Source organism: Mucilaginibacter rigui (assembly GCF_014773275.1).
GTDB lineage: Bacteria > Bacteroidota > Bacteroidia > Sphingobacteriales > Sphingobacteriaceae > Mucilaginibacter > Mucilaginibacter rigui_A.
The window spans coordinates 476996-496651 of the sequence record NZ_JACWMW010000002.1 but is presented as its reverse complement, the minus strand read 5'-3'; the positions used below and the strand labels follow the sequence as shown (position 1 = coordinate 496651).

The window sequence follows — 19656 nt, the reverse complement described above, 5'->3', positions numbered from 1 at the left end:
ATTGCTTGCGCGAGCTTTCAGCTCGTGCCGTGGCATAAGGTCAGCTTTCAGCTGACGAAAGCTTTAGCCATTCCTACACACGAGATACGCTACGCTGATATCGCGTTAGCATATGTTGTTTTACTTATTTCAACTTCATAAACCGTTCACCTAAAATAATGGCATAACCCATTGTTTTGGCCACGGTGACCTCAATACGGTCGAATGTTCCTTTGTTGGCACCTTTCCAACCAGCTTGGCCATTGTCGCCATATTTTAGCACCAGTACCATCTGGTAGTTTTCGTTCACATCGCTTTTGCGTACGTTTATTTTACCTTTTGCATCGGTTTCAATCCAAAATTCTACCGGGTAGGCAGGCACCTCATGCACCTGGAACTTACCGGTACCATCTTTATTAACATCAACAATAGGTTCTTTGTCGCCATCTTTACTATAACTGTAATGCCCAACAATTTCGGCGGGGATGGCTTTGGTGCCGTAATAAGTGTTGTTATTAATGGTAAAGGTTTCAACCTTTTGGGCAAAGGCGGTAATTGCCATAATTGTGAATAGCGCGCCGAATAATAGTTTTTTCATGGGATGATAAGATATTGGTTACCGTAATAAAGGTAACTGTGCGGCCAATTTTAAAAAATACCCATAAGTAGGTAATTAAACAGCCATACACCACAAAGCAACCTCTAAACCATGTAGCTGTACATAGTTCAGAGATTGCTTCATGCCACGCAATGATATGCGTGAGTATATTATATTATTGCAGGAAACCTAAAATAACTAATCCAGTGTTATCTGGCGTTTAATGCTTTCCTCTAAGGATATAAATGTTTCGGTGCGTTGTATGCCTTTAACGCTTTGAATGTTCTCGTTCAATACCTCGCGCAGGTGGTTGGTATCATGGCAAACAATCTTGGCGAAAATACTCCAGCTGCCTGTTGTGTAATGCAGCTCTACTATTTCGGGTACCATTTTTAATTGTTTTACGGCTTCGTTATACTGCGACCCCTTTTCCAGGAATATTCCCAGGAAAGCGGTTACGTCATAACCCAGTTTTTGCGGGTTCACTTCCAGGCTGGCACCTTTTATTACCCCCATCTCCTCCAGTTTTTTCATCCGCACGTGTATGGTTCCGCCGGAAACGATCAATTCTTTTGCGATTTCGGTGTAAGGAGTGGTCGCATTCTTCATTAATATTGATAAAATTTGTATATCAAGATTATCAATTTCTAAATTTTGAGGTTTCCTGTGAGGCATAATTTTAAATATCTATATTCAAATACAAGTATAATTATAATAAAAGTAAAAATAAAAATATTTTGTTGAAATATTTGCAAGAAAGTGACAACTCCTTTAGATTTGTATAAAGCAAATGACAATTGCTATATCGTTCTTTTAAAAACAAACATTGTTGGGTGGTGAAATTTTTGGCAGACACACCTCCTTGTCCCGGTGGCGGAGAATATGGGAAACCCGAAGCGGGCTAACCACTCTGTGAAGGTTCGAACCCTTCCCCAACAGCACTTCAAACGCAAGGTTTGATTTATATCCTGTAGGATGGTGAAATTTTTGGCAGACACACCTCCTTGTCGCGGTGGCGGAGATCATGGGAAACTCTTAGCAATAAGAATAACCACTCTTTGAAGGTTCGACCCCTTCTCCTACAGCTCTTCTCATAATTTAGGTTTATAATTGGTTAGTAAAGGCCCCTGCCCATCAGGGGCTTTACTTATATAATAGGGTTTTTGGTTTTAATGTGGCTATCCCTTTACATCAGCACCCGAAATTTAAAACTAACAGCTATACCGTATGTTAACTATCATAATGAAACGGTTACTTATCCTTGTTTTTATTTTTTGTACAATAAACGGTTTTGCCCAAAAGCATACCCCTTTACCGCATGGAATGGTTTTTGGCGATAAACCAAATGATATTGCGCCTGTGCCGGCCAACAAAATAGAGGGCTTTATGGGTAACAAGATACGGCAAACCACGGCCCTTACAGGGAAGATCATTAAAGTTACCAAAGAGCAGGGGGGCTGGTTTGAAATGGATGCCGGTGAAGGGAAGGTAATTGCCGCGCATTTTAAAAACTACAATATTAAGCTTCCGCAGGCTATTAAAGGCCGCACGGTAATTATTGAAGGCGTTGCCCAGCGCGTGTTAACTGCCGATGATATGCAGCATTTTGCCGGCGACACCGTAAGCGGGGCTAAACAACATACAGAAAAAGTAAACCCTAAAGCACGCATAACTTTTGAGGTTTGGGGCCTGATGGTAGACAAGTAAGCGGTTTGCAGTGGTGGGTTTCCTGTTTGCACCTTTGTCATGGTGAGCTTGTCGAACCATTGGCGGACTATCCCACGCGCGTCCTTCGACAGGCTCAGGATGACCGGACACAAAAAAAGCGATGGGTTTAAAAACCATCGCTTTTTTAATATTGTGTTCAAAATGCTTATGCGAAACGTGCTTGTTTTTTTAACGCTGATGGTTCCACGTGCAGATAATCGGCAAAAAGTTCTTTTACTTTTTCGGCCACTTCGCCACGGTTAACGGTTGAAGCATCACGGCGGCATTTCAGATAATGCTCGCGCGCAATTTTTTCAGAAAGGTCACCAAGTGTTTTCACCTTAAGCTCCTTCCCAAATTTACCGGCAAGTATTAAACCGGTAATGGCCAGCCCGGCTACAATAAACCCTGCAACATTATTAATAAATGATAAGGCTATCGCTGCCATAAGCAGCCCGGCAAAACTATAAACTATCCATTGTTTCGGCTGGAGCAGGTTCATATGTAAACCCATTTCATTTTCAAGATCGGCAACAACCTCAATACGGTTATCGCGCGGAAAAAGCTCGCAAAGTTTTGTTTGTGGCTTTAAGTCGCATTTTTCAATGGGCTTTTTAGCATTAATAGCGTTACGCAATTTATAGAAGGCCTGCTGCGTTGTACAGCTATCGCTTTGTACCTGTTTAACCTTATCAACAACCAGGTCGCATAGTGCGCCAAAGGTTTTTATGTGGGTAAGGTCTTCGTCTGTGAACCTGATATTGAATGATCTTTCGATCTTTAGTAACACATCACCTATATCCTCCGGGTCGATATTGCTTAAATTAACGACCGGCGTATTCTTTAAATTAACTTTCAATACTATAGTACTAAATTAAACCATGTAGCCACCGTAATAACACGGTGGCTAACCTTAAATTCAAAACTGATGCCAGTTTAGAACTACTTACTTAAATACATTGATTTTTCTTTGTAAAGATGCCTGAAATACGGGTCGTCCAGGTCAGGTATAAACCTGATGGCTTCGCCGGTTGATTTCATTTCTGGGCCAAGCTCCTTGTTTACTTCCGGGAACTTATCAAACGAAAATACGGGTTCTTTTATTGCATATCCTTTAAGCTTACGCTCAATAGTAAAGTCTTTTAATTTATTAACGCCAAGCATTACTTTAGCAGCTATGTTAATGTAAGGTACATCATAAGCCTTGGCTATAAATGGCACTGTACGCGATGCGCGGGGGTTAGCCTCTATCACATACACCTTATCGTCTTTAACAGCAAACTGTATATTCAGCAAGCCCCGAACGTTAAGCGCACGTGCTATTTTGGCAGTATATTCTTCCATCTGGCTTATCACATTATCTGATAGATCAAACGGCGGCAACACCGCGAATGAATCGCCTGAGTGGATACCGGCAGGCTCAATATGCTCCATCAAACCAATGATGTGTACATCTTCGCCATCGTGGATAGAATCTGACTCGGTTTCGGCAGCGCGGTCAAGGAAGTGATCTATCAATACACGGTTACCGGGTAAATTCTTCAACAAGTTGACCACCGCTTTTTCCAGGTCCTCATCGTTTATAACAATGCTCATGCCCTGGCCGCCAAGCACGTAACTTGGTCGCACCAATACGGGGTAGCCAACCTCATGTGCAACTTCTAACGCTTCCTCAGCACTTTCGGCAACGCCATATTTAGGGTAAGGGATACCAAGCTCTTTCAGCAGGTCGCTAAAGCGGCCGCGGTCTTCGGCTATATCCATATTATTGAACGATGTACCAACGATCTTGATACCATGCTGGTGCAGCTTTTCTGCCATCTTCAGGGCAGTTTGGCCACCAAGCTGAACAATCACACCTTCCGGTTTTTCAAGGTCAATTATCTCGCGTACATGCTCCCAAAAAACGGGCTCAAAGTACAGCTTATCAGCCATGTTAAAATCGGTAGATACGGTTTCGGGGTTACAGTTAACCATAATGGCTTCGTAACCTGCTTCTTTGGCAGCAAGCAAACCATGTACGCAGCTGTAATCAAACTCAATACCCTGGCCAATACGGTTAGGGCCCGATCCTAATACTATGATCTTCTTTTTATCAGACACGATCGATTCGTTCTCGCCTTCGTACGTAGAGTAGTAGTATGGCGTTTTTGCCGCAAACTCTGCCGCGCAGGTATCAACCATTTTATAAACACGTTTTATGTTTAAGGCTTTTCTGCGCTGATAAACATCTTCTTCGGTTACATTGCCTAAAACATACGCTATCTGGGTATCAGAAAAGCCACGTTGTTTCAGGGTGAAGAAGAAATCTTCAGGGATATTATTCAGCGAGTAGCGGCGCAGTTCTGTTTCTACGTTCACTACATCCTGTATCTGGTTCAGGAACCAGCGGTCGATCTTTGTTACTTTACGGATAGATTCAATTGGCACACCAAGGCTCATAGCATCATAGATGTGGAACAACCTGTCCCAGCTTGGATGCTCCAGGCTGTGCATTATCTCGTCAAGGTTGCGGCTTTGGCGGCCGTCGGCACCAAGGCCGGCGCGGCCAATTTCAAGGCTCTGGCAGGCTTTCTGTAAAGCCTCAATAAAGCTGCGGCCTATGCCCATAACCTCACCAACTGATTTCATGGTTAAACCAAGCTCACGGTTAGCGCCTTTAAATTTATCGAAGTTCCAGCGGGGGATCTTTACGATCACGTAATCCAACGTTGGCTCAAAGTAAGCTGATGTTGTTTTGGTGATCTGGTTCTCTATTTCATCAAGGTTATAACCTATGGCCAGCTTGGCAGCTATTTTAGCAATTGGGTAACCTGTTGCTTTTGATGCTAATGCTGACGAGCGTGATACACGCGGGTTGATCTCGATAGCGATGATCTCTTCATTAGCAGGATTAACCGAAAACTGCACATTACAACCACCTGCGAAGTTCCCGATGGCACGCATCATTTTGATGGCCTGGTTACGCATTTCCTGGTAGCAGCGGTCGCTCAGGGTCATGGCCGGGGCCACGGTTATCGAGTCGCCTGTATGGATACCCATCGGGTCGAAGTTTTCGATAGAGCAGATAATAATAACGTTATCGTTACTATCTCTTAAAAGCTCCAGCTCGTATTCTTTCCAGCCTAAAACAGCCTGCTCTACCAAAACCTCATGGGTTGGTGATGCCTGCAAGCCACGGCTTAAGGCGGCGTCAAATTCTTCTTTTTTATGCACAAAGCCTGCACCTTTACCACCAAGGGTATAGCTTGGGCGTATAACCAGCGGGAAACCAATTTGCTGTGCGGCTTCTTTACCTTCTAAAAACGAGTTGGCAATTTTTGAAGTTGCCACCCCAACGCCTATATCAACCATTAACTGGCGGAAGGCTTCGCGGTTCTCTGTTTTTTCAATAGCATCTAAATCTACACCAACAATTTTTACACCGTATTTCTCCCAAATGCCCCGCTCGGCAACGCTGATGCAAAGGTTAAGTGCGGTTTGGCCGCCCATAGTAGGCAGTACTGCATCAATTTTTTGTTCTTGTAGTATCTTTTCAATACTCTCCGGTTCAAGCGGTAGCAAATAAACATGGTCTGCAATAACCTTATCGGTCATGATAGTGGCGGGGTTGCTATTTATAATAGAAACCTCGATACCCTCGTCTTTTAAGGAAAGGGCAGCCTGCGAACCCGCATAATCAAACTCACACGCCTGGCCAATAATAATAGGGCCTGAACCAATAATTAAAACGGATTTGATGGAAGTGTCTCTGGGCATAGTTTTTTAAGTCTTATGTCTTATGTCCAAAGTCTTAAGTCAAGGTCTAAATCAAGCGATAAAAGACTAACGACTAACGACTAAGGACTTGAAAATCCTATGCGCTGAAAGGCGAAAAATCCCGACCTCAGCGTCGGGGTGCAAAGATAGTAATTTGCAGGGATTTGAAATGTTAAATTTTCAAATTAATGTGATAGCTACAATTATCATCCAAAACATGCGCTATGCACATTATGCGGAGCTGCTACTCCCTTGACAGAGCAAAACCAATTGGCACGCTATACCTGACTTTTGCAGGCGACCCATAAGCGGTACCCGGTATCCATTTAGGGCTATTCTTAAGCATCCGTAATGCTTCGTTATCAATACCTTCACTAACTGATCTTATTACCTTTGCATTTGTAAGTTCCCCATCCTTGTTGATTACAAAAGACAAAACCACACGGCCCTGAGTATTATTTTCCCTGTCTTTTGCAGGGTATTTTATTCCTCTTGAAAGGTATCTGTTAAAGCCCGATTCGCCACCCGGAAATTTTGGATTCTCCACCCGGGTTTTGCTATAATTAACAGCTACGCCATTATGCACTGCCTTGCCTGATACCAGATCCCCATTTTCATAAACCTCTTCAAACATGGTATCATATTTTTTATCAAAACCTTTCCATATTCCTGAACGCAGCCCGTTTTTAATGGGCCCCTCTTCTGTAACTTTTAAATTATTAACGGGGTCTTCATTGTATCCGCTATAAATACCATTGCCGTCTTTTACAGTAACGTTACCTAACGAGTCGAAAGCCTGCTGTATAGTAAAAGTACTGGTCTTATATTTATAATGTAATTTAGGTTCTACATTATCTTTTAAAATATATTCTTTACGGGTAGATAACCGCCCGTTTGGATAGTATTCATCAACGCTGCCGGCCAACACACCATCCTCGTAGTTTTCAGACGATTTTCTAAAACCATTCTTATAAAAGGTAAGGCATACTCCTTGTAAACGCAACGGGTCGATCGTCTTTGACCTGCCGGTTAGCTTTTTATTGCCATTGGGGTAGTATTCTATTACATTAAAAAGCGTTGCCCCTGAGTCGGGTTCGCTAACTACACGGATAAAGTCGGCACTATCTTTATTATCAACAAGGGAGTTATCCTCCTTTAAGAAATAAACATTTTGGCGTTGCGCAAAACAAACCGAAGTGGTAAGTAAAAAAGCGGCAATAAGGAAAAGTCGCATTATAGTAAGCGGGTTTAAGCTCCGCTAATTTACTTTATTAATTTATTATTTGCATCCGGGAAGATCAATATAGGCTCATAAGCACGGGCTTCATCAGCTTCCATATATGCGTATGACATGATGATAACGATATCGCCAACCTGGGCAAGCCTTGCGGTTGCGCCGTTAAGGCATACGGTGCCGCTGCCGCGTTCGCCTTTTATAACATAGGTTTCAAAACGGGCTCCGTTGTTGTTATTAACAATCTGCACTTTCTCATTCGGGATGATATTAGCAGCCTCAATAAGGTCTTCATCAATGGTTATGCTGCCAACATAGTTCAGTTCGGCCTGTGTAACCTTAACGCGATGAAGCTTTGATTTTAATACCTCAATAATCATGGTGCAAAGGTAGGAATATTTTTATCTGTAAAGTTTATGCATCATCGCCACATTGTAATATATACATGACGGTGCCGTGATCTGCCGTTTACTTTATCAATACATTATCTATCAGCCTTGTTTTGCCAACACGGGCGGCAGTAAGGGCTACAATAGTTGTACTATCTTTACCGGCAGGCAATAAGCTTTCCCCATCAACTATCTCAAAATACTCGGGCTGTACGTCATTTTCAGCTTTAAGCATCTCCATTGCCTGCTGTTGTAGCTGCGGTATATTATCAATATCAAAGTTGCTTTTTACCCAATTCAGCGTTTTTGACAATACAAGCGCGTGTTGCCTGTCGGCAGGTGATAAATGAATATTGCGCGAGCTCATGGCCAAACCATCCGCCTCCCGCTCAATGGGGCACATCACCATTTTTACGGGCATATCCATCAGTTCAATCATGCGGTTAACAACCATAATTTGCTGGTAATCCTTTTGCCCCATGTAAAGGGTATCGGGCTTAACAATATCTAGCAATTTGTAAACCACCTGCGTTACGCCCTGGTAATGCCCTGGCCTGAATTCGCCCTCAAGCAAATGCTCAAGCGGGCCAATATTCAAATGCCATTGCTCATTTGCGTCATACATTTCTGTAACGGCGGGGTTAAACAAAACATCGCAGCCGGCCTGCTCCAGTTTGGCTATATCGGCCTCAATGGGGCGTGGGTAATTTTCCAGGTCTTTGGGATCGTTAAACTGTGTTGGGTTAACAAAAATGCTGCAAACAACAATATTGTTGCCCTGCTTTGCCTGCGCAATTAACGACAGATGGCCATTATGCAGCGCGCCCATGGTGGGTACAAACCCAACAGTTGCTGGGTTTTGTGCGGATAGATATTCCCGGATTTGCCGGCGTGTGGTAAATATTTTCAAACTAAAAAGGGTTGCAAAAATTTGGTAAAGGTGTGCAATTACTTAAAAACTACCAAACCCTCTTGCATAAGTGGTTGCCAGTTCATATAATAATGCTTATATTTGCACACTCAAATTTTTTGACTTCTTTACATTTATTAATACTGATTAGTGATGGGTAAATCAAAACTACTGTTCATAACTCATGAAATGTCTCCTTTCCTTGAACTCACAAAAATTGCCGAAATAACCCGTCAGCTTCCGCAAGCCATGCAGGAGAAGGGTTTCGAAATTCGCATTTTGATGCCACGTTTCGGGAACATTAATGAGCGCAGGAACCGTTTACATGAGGTTATCCGTTTATCGGGGATGAACATTATTATTAACGATAATGATAATCCACTGATTATTAAGGTGGCTTCTATACCGGCAGCACGCATGCAGGTTTACTTTTTAGATAATGAAGAGTATTTTCAGCGCAAGCACGTGTTTAATGACAAAGACGGCAAATTTTATGCTGACAATGATGAGCGCATGATCTTTTTCTGCAAAGGCGCTTTAGAAACCGTTAAGAAACTTGGCTGGGCACCTGATGTTATTCACTGCCATGGCTGGATGAGCGCTTTAGTGCCGGCTTATTTAAAAACAACATATAAAGACGACCCAACCTTTAAAAATTCAAAAGTAGTTTACTCTATTTATGGAAATGATTTTAAAGAGAAACTGGATGCCGATTTTGCAAGCAAGGCTGTAATGGGCGATATGACCGAAGCACATACCGAAGTTTACAAGGATGGCACCAATACTGCAATGTACGCAGGTGCAATACACTACAGCGACGGCATTGTACTGGGCAGCGCCGATATTGATGCAGATGTGTTAAATAATGTTAAAAACAGCAATAAATCGGTTTTGGAATACGTTTCTACTTCGGATTTCGAAAATTATTACAATTTTTACGAAGAAATCACCAACGAGCAATTGGTGGATGTTGCATAAGCTTTAAAATTATATATGAAATTTTACAAATTAGGCTTATTAACCCTGTTAATAAGTCTTTTTATTTTGAATAGCTGTAAAACCCAGGATGGTATAGGCTTAGACCCGGCTACACCAATTGCCGGTAAACTTATAGCTGATACCAGTATAATGGCCACCACCGTTAAAGAAGACAGCGTTATAACCAGCGGCTTATCAAGCAGGGTGCCTTTATCCTACTTTAAGGATCCGGAGTTTGGCACAACCGAAACTAACATTGCAATGGTGCTATCAACCCCGGGCGCAACTGCTTACACCTTACCAACCGGAACAATCACCATTGACTCGGCCCGATTGATCCTGCCTTACGCTACTGATGGCTTTTATGGTGATTCGCTGTTATCAACATATAAAATTGACGTGCGCCAGCTTAGTGAGCGTATTGTAGCTACAAAATCATACTACAACACCAAGCATTTTGAATCTTACAGTGATATAATAGGGTCTAAAACTTTTTCGGCCAGAGCGCATGACACACTGAAAATATTAAACATGGTGAAAGGTGGCCCCGATACACTGATAAAGGTTAAACCACAGGTACGTATCCCTATTGATCCGGATTTTATTAATCAACACTTTTTTTTAGTTGCTCAGACAGTATTAAGCAACCCTGTGATTTACGAAAACCAAATGAATGGTTTATATATTTCACTTGATAAAAATCAAACACCTGGTGTGGGTGGTAATATGTATTTCAATCTCGATTCGGCGGCGTTAACAATTTATTATAAAAACATTAACGGCTCTACTACCGATACCACCTCAATTTCACTATCACTTGGCAGAAAAGTTACCGAAATTAAACATACTTATAGTACCAAAGTACTGGCCGCATTAGATAACACATCAACTAAAGGGCTTGTATATTTACAGGGACTTGCCGGGCTTAGGGCTAAATTAACCCTCCCCGATGTTAAAAGCATCTTTGCATCCGAGGGAGGCAGCGACAATGTTGTATTAAACCGCGCCGAATTGATCGTTAAGGTTGATCCGGGCTCTGCAACACCGTTTGCACCAAGCAAAAGGCTAACGCTTTACAAGTACGACATTGCACGCCAGCGTACAACCTTACAAGATGCATCATCAACCGACCCAAGAGCATCAAACTTTGGCGGAGCATATAATGCAGCCACCGGTGAATACCATTTTATAATAACCGCTTATTTACAAGACCTGTTACGTGGCAAAACTGTAGATTACGGTACTTTCCTGGCACCTGTAAACCCTACTGGTACAACTATTGACGTTACCCCCGCATCTACTTATGCCGATAGGTCAATAATAGTAGGTAAAAATTCGCCTTACCGGGTAAAGCTTAACATTATATACACCAAAATAAATCAATAAAACTTTTTAAAAGCATTTAAAAATACCCCATTAGGGGTATTTTTTTTTATCTGATAAATAGCATTTGATAATGCTATTTATCTCCTTACTTTTGTCGCACATCTAATTCTATTAATTACATTAAAAATTCTATTTATTTATGTGCGGCATAGTAGGTTATATAGGCTTCAGAGACGCCTATCCAATAGTAATAAAAGGGCTTCACAGGCTTGAGTACAGGGGGTATGACAGTGCTGGTATAGCACTGGCTAATGACGGCTTAAAACTTTTTAAAAAGGCCGGAAAAGTAAGCGAGCTTGAAGCCCATGTAAAAGACGCAGACGTTTCAGGCTCTGTAGGTATGGGGCATACCCGCTGGGCTACCCACGGCGCCCCAAGCGACCGCAACTCGCATCCGCATACCTCCGGCGATGGCAAGCTTACCATCATCCACAATGGTATAATTGAGAACTACGCTACCTTAAAAGAGGCCCTGTCCTCAAAAGGGCATGAGTTTAAAAGCGACACCGATACTGAGGTGTTGATACATCTTATTGAAGAGATTAAAGACGTAACCGGCCTTGGCCTGCGCGAAGCCGTAAGGCTTGCCCTGAACCGTGTTGTTGGCGCCTACGCAATAGTTATTATGAGCGAGGATGAACCCGACGAACTTATAGCTGCACGCAAAGGCAGCCCGATGGTAATTGGTGTTGGTAAAGGCGAGTATTTTATTGCATCTGATGCTACACCAATTGTTGAGTACACTAAAAACGTTATCTATTTAAACGATAACGAGATTGCATATGTAAGGCGCGATGACCTGCTGATCAAAAATATTGATAACACTATCCAGACACCGTATATACAAGAGCTCGAGCTTAAACTGGAGATGCTTGAAAAAGGCGGCTATGACCACTTTATGCTTAAAGAGATATACGAGCAACCCCGCTCTATCCGCGACTGTCTGCGCGGCCGTATCGACCCTGAGCATGGCATTGTTACCCTGGGTGGTATTAAAGAGTATATCGAAAAACTAAAAAATATCGACCGTATCATTATCGTTGCATGCGGCACATCATGGCATGCGGGCTTGGTTGGCGAGTATTTGATTGAAGAATATGCACGCGTACCTGTTGAAGTTGAATACGCTTCAGAGTTTAGGTACCGCAATCCTATCATATCATCAAAAGACCTGGTTATTGCCATTTCACAATCGGGCGAAACTGCCGATACCATGGCCGCTATTGAACTGGCTAAAGAAAAAGGCGCCACTATTTTTGGTATTTGTAACGTTGTAGGCGCATCTATACCGCGTATTACACATGCAGGGGTTTACACCCACGCCGGGCCGGAAATTGGCGTTGCATCAACCAAGGCGTTTACCGCCCAGGTTACTATACTAACCCTTATTGCGTTTTATATTGCCCAACAAAGGGGCACTATAACCCAAAGCAAATTTGTTGAATACCTTACCGAACTGGATGAGATACCAGCCCTGGTTGAAGAAACCTTAAAATGTAACGATGTGGTTAAAGCCATAGCCGAACGTTTTAAAGATTCAGCCAACTGCCTGTTTCTTGGCCGTGGCAGCTCATTCCCTGTTGCGCTTGAAGGTGCTTTAAAGCTGAAAGAAATTTCATACATACACGCAGAAGGCTACCCTGCTGCCGAAATGAAACACGGCCCTATCGCTTTAATTGACGCAGATATGCCGGTTGTATTTATTGCTACTAAAAACTCATCGTATGAGAAAGTTATCAGCAACATACAGGAGGTAAAAGCCCGTGGCGGCCATGTTATCGCCATTGTATCAGAAGGTGATACCGATGTTAAAGCAATGGCCGATTATACAATTGAGATCCCGCTAACAGGCGAAACTTTTGTGCCATTACTGGCAACAATACCATTGCAGCTGTTATCATACCATATAGCGGTAATGCGCGGTTGTAATGTTGACCAACCCCGTAACCTTGCAAAATCGGTAACGGTAGAGTAAAAAACTCAGATTTAAGCTATTAGATGTGAGATTTGAGACCGCAAGGTTTCGGATCTCACATTTTTTTTGCCTCATTCCCGTCCATAGCCAAAATCCAATATTTGTTTTTTGGAACAATCCTTGCCATACATCAATCAACAAAAACTAAAATTATGGCAAACCGGGGGAAAAGAGGCCCGTGCTGGGCGGGCTACAAAATAGCGGGTATGAAAACAAAAAATGGTAAGAAAGTGCCTAACTGTATTAAATCGGCCACCAAACGCAAACCCAAGAAATAACAAAAGCCTCTCGTTAACTGGCGAGAGGCTTTTTATGTGAACTTTTCTCAAATCTCACATCTAATATCTCAAATCTAAACTATGCCGGCATGTGCTTCATGGTTTCGCTCAGGTCTAACTGCAGGCCTTGTGCAATAGCCATACCCAGCCCAATATCCGCACGGAACCAGTGGCAAAGCTGTCTGTTGGTAATCTCATCCTTTTTAGGGCCTTCAATACCACTCATTGAGTTAACAATGTTTTTGATCAGGTCCTTCTTAGCGGTCTCATCCATCAAACGGTACAGGTTCCCCGGTTGGGTGTAGTGGTCGTTCTCGTTTTCGGCATTGCGGTCATACCAATCGGCAACCTGCGCATTTACATCCCAGGCCGGTTCTTTGTAATGCTGGTCGGCCTCAATGTCATCAAAACTGTTTGGGAAGTAGTTAGGGTTTTTACCGCCATTGCCGTCAATACGCATCTGGCCGTCGCGTTGGTAGTTGTTCACCATAAAAGGGCAGCGGTTTACCGGTATTTGCTCGTAATTAGCCCCAAGGCGGTAACGGTGCGCATCAGGGTAAGAAAGTATGCGCCCCTGTAACATCTTATCTGGCGAGTAGCCTATACCATCTACAACGTGTGCCGGCGCAAAAGCAGCCTGCTCCACATGCGCAAAATAGTTATCGGGGTTTTCGTTAAGCTCTAAAATGCCTACATCAATAAGCGGGTAATCGCCATGTGGCCAAACCTTGGTCAGGTCAAACGGGTTAATATGGTAAGTTGCGGCTTCAGCTTCGGGCATTACCTGTATCTTCACAGCCCATCTCGGGAATTCGCCGTTATCAATATGCGTTAACAGGTCATGCTGTGCAAAATCGGGGTTTTTACCGCGCATCTCGCCGGCTTCTTCATCGGTAAAGTTCTTAATCCCCTGCTGGGTTTTAAAATGGAACTTTACATAAAAACGTTGGTTTTGCGCGTTAATGAACGAGAAGGTATGGCTGCCAAACCCATCCATATGGCGGTAACCGTAAGGCGTTCCCCTGTCGCTCATCAAAATGGTAACCTGGTGCAGGCTCTCGGGGTTAAGCGACCAAAAATCCCAAATCATGGTTGGGCTCTTACAGTTGGTGTATGGGTCGCGTTTTTGGGTATGGATAAAATCGCCAAACTTTTTGGGGTCTTTTATAAAAAACACCGGGGTGTTGTTACCCACAAGGTCCCAGTTGCCATCCTCGGTGTAAAACTTCAGGGCGAAGCCGCGGGGGTCACGTTCTGTATCAGCCGATCCTTTTTCGCCGCCAACTGTAGAGAACCGCAGAAATGCGCGGGTTTCTTTACCTACCTGGTTAAATACTTTTGCACGGGTATATTGAGTTATATCATGCGTAATTGTTAGGGTACCATACGCGCCCGAACCCTTTGCATGTACCACACGCTCGGGGATACGCTCGCGGTTAAAATGAGCCATTTTTTCGTGCAGTATATAATCCTGAAGCAGGATAGGGCCACGCGGGCCAATGGTCTGAGAATTTTCGTTCTCTGCAAAAGGCCTGCCTGATGCAGTAGTAAGCTTTTTATTGGGTACCATAACGTTGTGGATTTGTATTTTCCCAAACTTGATTAAAAATAATGGATAGAAAAAATCAATAATTACTATCTTTAGATAGATTATATTGATAATGACTATAACTCAGCTTGAATATGTAATTGCGGTTGATACCTACCGTAGTTTTGTAGCGGCGGCCAACAAATGTTTTGTAACGCAGCCTACCCTTAGTATGCAAATACAAAAACTGGAAGACACCCTTGGGGTAAAGCTTTTTGACCGCAGCCACCAGCCGGTTATCCCTACCGAAATTGGTGAAGAAATTATAGCACAGGCAAGGGTGCTGCTGGCCGAAAGTGAAAAGATAAAGGAAATCATCAGCGACAGGCAGAAGGAACTATCCGGCGAATTAAAAGTGGGTATTATCCCTACAGTATCGCCATATATATTACCTAAAATATTAAACGGCTTTATACAAAAATACCCGGCCGTAAAACTGATAGTTTGGGAGCAAACCACCGAGCAGATCATCCAGCAGCTAAAACTGGGCACAATTGATTGCGGCATACTATCAACCCCGCTGCATGAAAGCAGCATTACGGAGATCCCGGTGTTTTACGAAAACTTTGTGGCCTACGCTTCAAAAAACAGCAAGCTGTATAAAAAGAAAACCATCACCCCCGATGATATTGATATGGAGGAGATTTGGGTGCTTAACGAGGGGCATTGCATGCGCGAACAGGTACTGAACATTTGCCAGCGGCGTAAGGCTACCAAAGGCTTTCAGCATTTTGAGTATAACACCGGCAGCGTTGAAACGCTAAAACGAATGGTTGATATGAATAACGGCGCTACCATTTTACCAGAGCTTGCCCTTGCCGAAATGAGCGATAAGCAGCGCGATCGCGTACGCTATTTTAAAAGCCCCGAACCGGCCCGCGAGGTAAGTATAGTGATGCACCGCAATTTTTTAAAGCGCCGGATGATAGAAGCCCTGAAAAACGAGATACTTGATTTTGTACCTAAAAGGCTGCGGACTAAAAAGAAAAAAGAGGTGATGGAGATATAGGCCGCCCGCATGATACCCCCCGGGTTAATTTGGCATCCCATTTTTATATTACCTCCTGTAGTAGCTTCTGATATTTACCTGTGCCTGCTCCTTTTATTTTGTGGCTATGCATGGCTATATCATTAACAACAATACTATCACTAAAATAAATCGCTAAACAGCTTCACCAAAATTGATGCTGCAATACTATCTTGGCGCTATCAATCAAACCCTTGTTCACATCAAATGAAAAAGAAATATTACCTGCTGTTATTTGTGCTGATATTATCGGCCACCGCTAATGCTCAAACCACCTGGATAACTAAAAACCTCGACGAGAAAATATCAGTAAAATTCCCTGCCGAGCCGCTAAAGGATAGTAAAAACGGCATTGATATTTATACCCTTAAGCAGGCCGACAGTATTGCCTATACCGCCAATATGATAGACTATAGTGTTGTGGCTCACTTAGATTCGGCCACTTTAGCACCAATGAAGGACGACCAGCGGTTTGCAGATCAGTTGCTGGCGGGGTTTGCATCTAAAAAAACCAACTATACCTTCGGTGAGATAACAATAGGTAAGTGGAAAACATACACTACCTATAGCTTCTCGGGCACTGAAAATACCACAAAAGCTACGCTGACCATACAAATGATTTTAACCGGAAGCAAAATGTATTCGCTGTCATGCCGGGTACCTGCTAATCTGGTCACCAAAAACAAGGACTCATTTTTAGGGTCGGTAGAGTTGTTAAAGAAGTAAAGGCAGCCTTTGGCTACCACTTACTCCCTGCACAGCCTATTTAACAACTCCCTATGCTGCGGGTATTGCTCCAGCAGGTCATCCTTCTTAGCCATCTCGAACTCGGCAAAATCAAAACCGGGGGCAACGGCACAACTCACCAGGGCAAAGCCGGTGGCTGATGATATCTGGGCCGCGAACCAGGTATGGGGCGGGATAACCGCTTGCAGGCTGCCGGTGCTGCTGTCGCTCAGTTCAATGGTGGTATGTACACCTTCATGGTCAATAACATGGATGTGCAGCGGCGCGCCTTTGTGAAAGTACCACAGCTCATCTGATGCCAGTCGGTGGAAACCCGAAAAGTCCTGGCCTTCCAGTAAATAGTAAATGGATGTGCAGGCCTGTTTCACAACCGTAGCCCCGGCCCGGGTAACCTCATTGTCCGACCGGAAAATTTCTTTGTAGTACCCTCCCTCGGGGTGCGGCAGCAGGCTTAAGTGATCTATCCAGTATTGGGCTGTTTGAGGCATAGGTATGTTATTAAAACAATTGAAAGGTATAAAATATTTCGACCGGGAGTGCCTTTTGAGGGCGTTTTTAAGTCGTTTGGGGGCGTTTTAAATACCAAATTCAGCTTTTAACTGATAATCAAATACTTAGCCGCGTTCACAAGTGTTCACGGCAGTGAACGTGAACACTTTATATCTTGAGCCGTACATTTATTTTTTGCAGCAAACCGGTTAACCAAACCATTACAAACGCAAATATGACGCACTTAATAAGCCCGCCGGTGCCCTGGTTAAAGTATTCGGGGTAGCCAAGATCCGTCATTTGGTAAAGGGGATAAAACAAAAAAGGCAGCAGGTAGCAGGTAAAAGTGTTGGTGCCGGCGGGTTCTATCACCTTAAACCAATGGAATTTGTGCTTTACATCTACCAAAAAAATAAAGAAAGCGTATACCACCAAACTTATACCTGTACAAATGAGCACCCATGAAGGGGTATCGCGCGCCTTACTTATTCCACCGCTAAAATAACGCACGATAAAGCCAAGGTTAAACAATATCACGGCCATCAGCAGCATAGCAACCCACAGCATTTTAATTTCCTTATTTTCAGCAAGCCGCATGTAAAGCACTGATACAAAAACGCCGGCCATGGTAAAGGCCTGCATGGCCCCATTACCGGCTATCCACATATATTTTTGGATGCCGCTTAAAAAGTTAAGCATGCCAAAGTGGAAATCGATATTGAAGAACATAAAGAAGATCCAGGCGGCAGCCTGTACCCAAAGCACCCCATTACTGTAATAATAAATAAACGCACAAACCAGGTACGACCAGCCAATTAGCCCCAATATGCCCCACCATGTTAAATGCAGCCACGGGTGGTTGGGGTCGGTACTTTTGTATAGAATGCACATGACGGCCAATAGCAGGATGCCAAAGCCCTGAAGTACGTATCGCGTGGTTTTTGACTGTACTTTGCTGTAATCTAAAAATATAAAGAAGAAACTGAAGGTGGCCAGGCTTTCCCAAACAGGTTGCGGCAAAAGGGTGGCCGGGTCGTTATAGGTTTCCATATTGGCGTGGAAAAACCCGATAAATATAAGCGCGAACGACCGGGTGACAATGCGCATAGGGATATGCGCGTTCTCATTATGCAGCCGTTTTTTAAAGGCATAGGGTATGGATAAGCCTACAATAAAAAGGAAGGCTGGGAATATGGTATCGGCAAGTCCTAAAGCATCGGCATTAATTCCTGCATGTTTAAGCCATTGAGGGGTATTTGGCACGCCATCCAGATCATTCACAAAGATCATCAGGAACATGGTAACTGCACGAAACGCATCAATTGACCTGATGCGGTTAATTAAATTACTCATTAAACAGGAAAATGATTTTTATAGATAAATGTTTTAATCTAACGGTAATAAATTTAAAACAGTATCTCTGCGATGGCTTATTAGTCCCTATCGCGACTTAATTTGGCAAACATCAAAGGGTTCTCGTTTAGCTCGGCGGTTTCTCTTCTGTGTTTAATAATATGTAAAGCGGTGAATAATGCTTCGCGGAAAGATACTTCCGAAGCCATGTTTCTACCGGCAATGTCATAAGCGGTTCCATGATCGGGTGAGGTGCGTACAAAACTTAGCCCGGCAGTGTAGTTGACACCTGATTCAAACGCTATTTGTTTAAATGGGATAAGCCCCTGGTCGTGGTACATGGCCAGTACGGCATCAAATTGCAGGTAGGTACCGTTAGCAAAAAAGCCGTCGGCGGCGTAAGGGCCAAAAGCCAGTACATCGTTGTTCCGGGCTTCTTCAATAGCAGGGATGATCGTATCTTTTTCTTCACTGCCAATAAGGCCATTATCTCCCGCGTGGGGGTTAAGCCCTAACACGGCAATTTTTGGCTTGCGGATCCAAAAGTCATCCTGCAGGCTGGAATTCATCAGCTTTAGCTTGTGGATGATTTTGTCGGTAGTGATGCTTTCCGCGATCTTTGACACCGGGATATGGCCAGTTACCACGCCAACACGCAGGGTATCACTCACCAAAAACATCAGCGATTCATCTTTGCTGTCGCGATGCTGCAGGTATTCGGTATGGCCGGGGAAACTAAACTCCTCGTTTTGGATATTGTCTTTATTGATGGGCGCTGTTACCAGGCCGTCTATATTGCCGGCCAGCAGGTCGTCTGTTGCGCGTTGTAAGGAGATGTAAGCGTATTTGCCACCTTCGGCAGTTACCTGGCCGGGTTCAATTTTCACATCTTCTTCCCAGCAGTTTATCATGTTGGGTTTACGGTGCTGCGCATCGGCGGCACTATCTACCACATTAAAATTAAATTCGTTTATATGGGTAGCCCGGCGGTGGAATGACGCCACTTTAGTATGCCCGTAAACAATTGGAGTGCAGTAATCGTATATTTTAGCATCAGCCAGGGTTTTGATGATTATCTCTAACCCTATCCCGTTAACATCTCCAATACTTATTCCTATTTTAGGTTTGTCGCTCATGATTATTATGATTTCGCCGATGGTTTTTTATACCGCCGGTTACGTATTTTGCTTTGTGCTTTAAGCCTTTAGCTCGCCGCTCAACATGCAAATAAAAAGATTTTAAGTTTATAAATTCTGATT

The 19656-nt window shown here is 43.5% G+C and carries 17 protein-coding genes and 1 tRNA gene; 7 read left to right on the top strand and 11 right to left on the bottom strand.

Annotated elements, in window-relative coordinates:
• Positions 1-124 precede the first annotated feature (124 nt).
• Positions 125-577, bottom strand: a complete 453-nt coding sequence (locus IDJ75_RS09350; RefSeq protein ID WP_191175359.1) for a hypothetical protein — start codon at positions 575-577, stop codon at positions 125-127.
• 198 nt (positions 578-775) lie between these two features.
• Positions 776-1252: an Lrp/AsnC ligand binding domain-containing protein gene (locus IDJ75_RS09345; protein ID WP_067063623.1), complete on the bottom strand. Its 477-nt coding sequence runs from the start codon at positions 1250-1252 to the stop codon at positions 776-778.
• Between the two features lie 152 nt (positions 1253-1404).
• Here IDJ75_RS09345 and IDJ75_RS09340 point away from each other — a divergent pair.
• A tRNA-Asp gene (locus IDJ75_RS09340) sits at positions 1405-1516 on the top strand.
• Positions 1517-1819: 303 nt separating this feature from the next.
• Positions 1820-2284 (top strand): DUF4920 domain-containing protein, encoded by a 465-nt coding sequence (locus IDJ75_RS09335; protein ID WP_191175358.1) that lies wholly within the window; start codon positions 1820-1822, stop codon positions 2282-2284.
• Positions 2285-2450: 166 nt separating this feature from the next.
• On the opposite strand, the gene IDJ75_RS09330 is transcribed toward IDJ75_RS09335, so the two are convergent.
• The 5 genes from IDJ75_RS09330 to panC form a co-directional block, all read right to left on the bottom strand.
• On the bottom strand, positions 2451-3143 hold the full coding sequence (locus IDJ75_RS09330) for a hypothetical protein (RefSeq protein ID WP_191175357.1): 693 nt from the start codon (positions 3141-3143) through the stop codon (positions 2451-2453).
• An 83-nt stretch (positions 3144-3226) separates the two neighbouring features.
• A complete protein-coding gene (gene carB / locus IDJ75_RS09325; RefSeq protein ID WP_191175356.1) occupies positions 3227-6043 on the bottom strand; it encodes a carbamoyl-phosphate synthase large subunit in 2817 nt (938 codons plus the stop codon).
• A 244-nt stretch (positions 6044-6287) separates the two neighbouring features.
• Positions 6288-7277, bottom strand: a complete 990-nt coding sequence (locus IDJ75_RS09320; RefSeq protein WP_191175355.1) for an energy transducer TonB — start codon at positions 7275-7277, stop codon at positions 6288-6290.
• Between the two features lie 29 nt (positions 7278-7306).
• A complete protein-coding gene (panD, locus tag IDJ75_RS09315) occupies positions 7307-7657 on the bottom strand; it encodes an aspartate 1-decarboxylase (protein ID WP_067059946.1) in 351 nt (116 codons plus the stop codon).
• An 88-nt stretch (positions 7658-7745) separates the two neighbouring features.
• Positions 7746-8576 carry a pantoate--beta-alanine ligase gene (panC, locus tag IDJ75_RS09310; RefSeq protein WP_191175354.1) on the bottom strand — a complete coding sequence of 277 codons (831 nt, stop codon included), beginning with the start codon at positions 8574-8576 and terminating at the stop codon, positions 7746-7748.
• Between the two features lie 153 nt (positions 8577-8729).
• Here panC and IDJ75_RS09305 point away from each other — a divergent pair, with 153 nt between their 5' ends.
• From IDJ75_RS09305 to glmS, 3 genes are all read left to right on the top strand, one after another.
• Positions 8730-9554, top strand: a complete 825-nt coding sequence (locus tag IDJ75_RS09305; protein WP_191175353.1) for a glycogen/starch synthase — start codon at positions 8730-8732, stop codon at positions 9552-9554.
• 15 nt (positions 9555-9569) lie between these two features.
• Complete coding sequence (locus IDJ75_RS09300; RefSeq protein ID WP_191175352.1) at positions 9570-10940, top strand: DUF4270 domain-containing protein; 1371 nt, start codon at positions 9570-9572, stop codon at positions 10938-10940.
• 139 nt (positions 10941-11079) lie between these two features.
• A complete protein-coding gene (gene glmS / locus IDJ75_RS09295; protein WP_191175351.1) occupies positions 11080-12915 on the top strand; it encodes a glutamine--fructose-6-phosphate transaminase (isomerizing) in 1836 nt (611 codons plus the stop codon).
• Between the two features lie 357 nt (positions 12916-13272).
• On the opposite strand, the gene IDJ75_RS09290 is transcribed toward glmS, so the two are convergent.
• The gene (locus IDJ75_RS09290) at positions 13273-14763 is read right to left on the bottom strand and encodes a catalase (protein ID WP_191175350.1); all 1491 of its coding nucleotides are present in this window, start codon (positions 14761-14763) and stop codon (positions 13273-13275) included.
• 91 nt (positions 14764-14854) lie between these two features.
• Between IDJ75_RS09290 and IDJ75_RS09285 the strand changes: the two genes are divergently transcribed.
• Together IDJ75_RS09285 and IDJ75_RS09280 are read left to right on the top strand one after the other, a co-directional pair.
• Entirely contained in the window at positions 14855-15790 is a 936-nt protein-coding gene (locus tag IDJ75_RS09285) for a hydrogen peroxide-inducible genes activator (protein ID WP_191175349.1), read from the top strand.
• 225 nt (positions 15791-16015) lie between these two features.
• Positions 16016-16534, top strand: a complete 519-nt coding sequence (locus IDJ75_RS09280) for a hypothetical protein (RefSeq protein ID WP_191175348.1) — start codon at positions 16016-16018, stop codon at positions 16532-16534.
• A 20-nt stretch (positions 16535-16554) separates the two neighbouring features.
• Here IDJ75_RS09280 and IDJ75_RS09275 read toward each other — a convergent pair whose 3' ends face one another.
• The 3 genes from IDJ75_RS09275 to pdxA all read right to left on the bottom strand — a co-directional run bounded on the left by IDJ75_RS09275 (position 16555) and on the right by pdxA (position 19533).
• Positions 16555-17043 carry a cupin domain-containing protein gene (locus tag IDJ75_RS09275; RefSeq protein WP_191175347.1) on the bottom strand — a complete coding sequence of 163 codons (489 nt, stop codon included), beginning with the start codon at positions 17041-17043 and terminating at the stop codon, positions 16555-16557.
• 169 nt (positions 17044-17212) lie between these two features.
• Complete coding sequence (locus tag IDJ75_RS09270; RefSeq protein WP_191175346.1) at positions 17213-18397, bottom strand: heparan-alpha-glucosaminide N-acetyltransferase domain-containing protein; 1185 nt, start codon at positions 18395-18397, stop codon at positions 17213-17215.
• A gap of 80 nt (positions 18398-18477) precedes the next feature.
• Positions 18478-19533: a 4-hydroxythreonine-4-phosphate dehydrogenase PdxA gene (pdxA, locus tag IDJ75_RS09265; protein WP_191175345.1), complete on the bottom strand. Its 1056-nt coding sequence runs from the start codon at positions 19531-19533 to the stop codon at positions 18478-18480.
• Between the last annotated feature and the right edge of the window lie 123 nt (positions 19534-19656).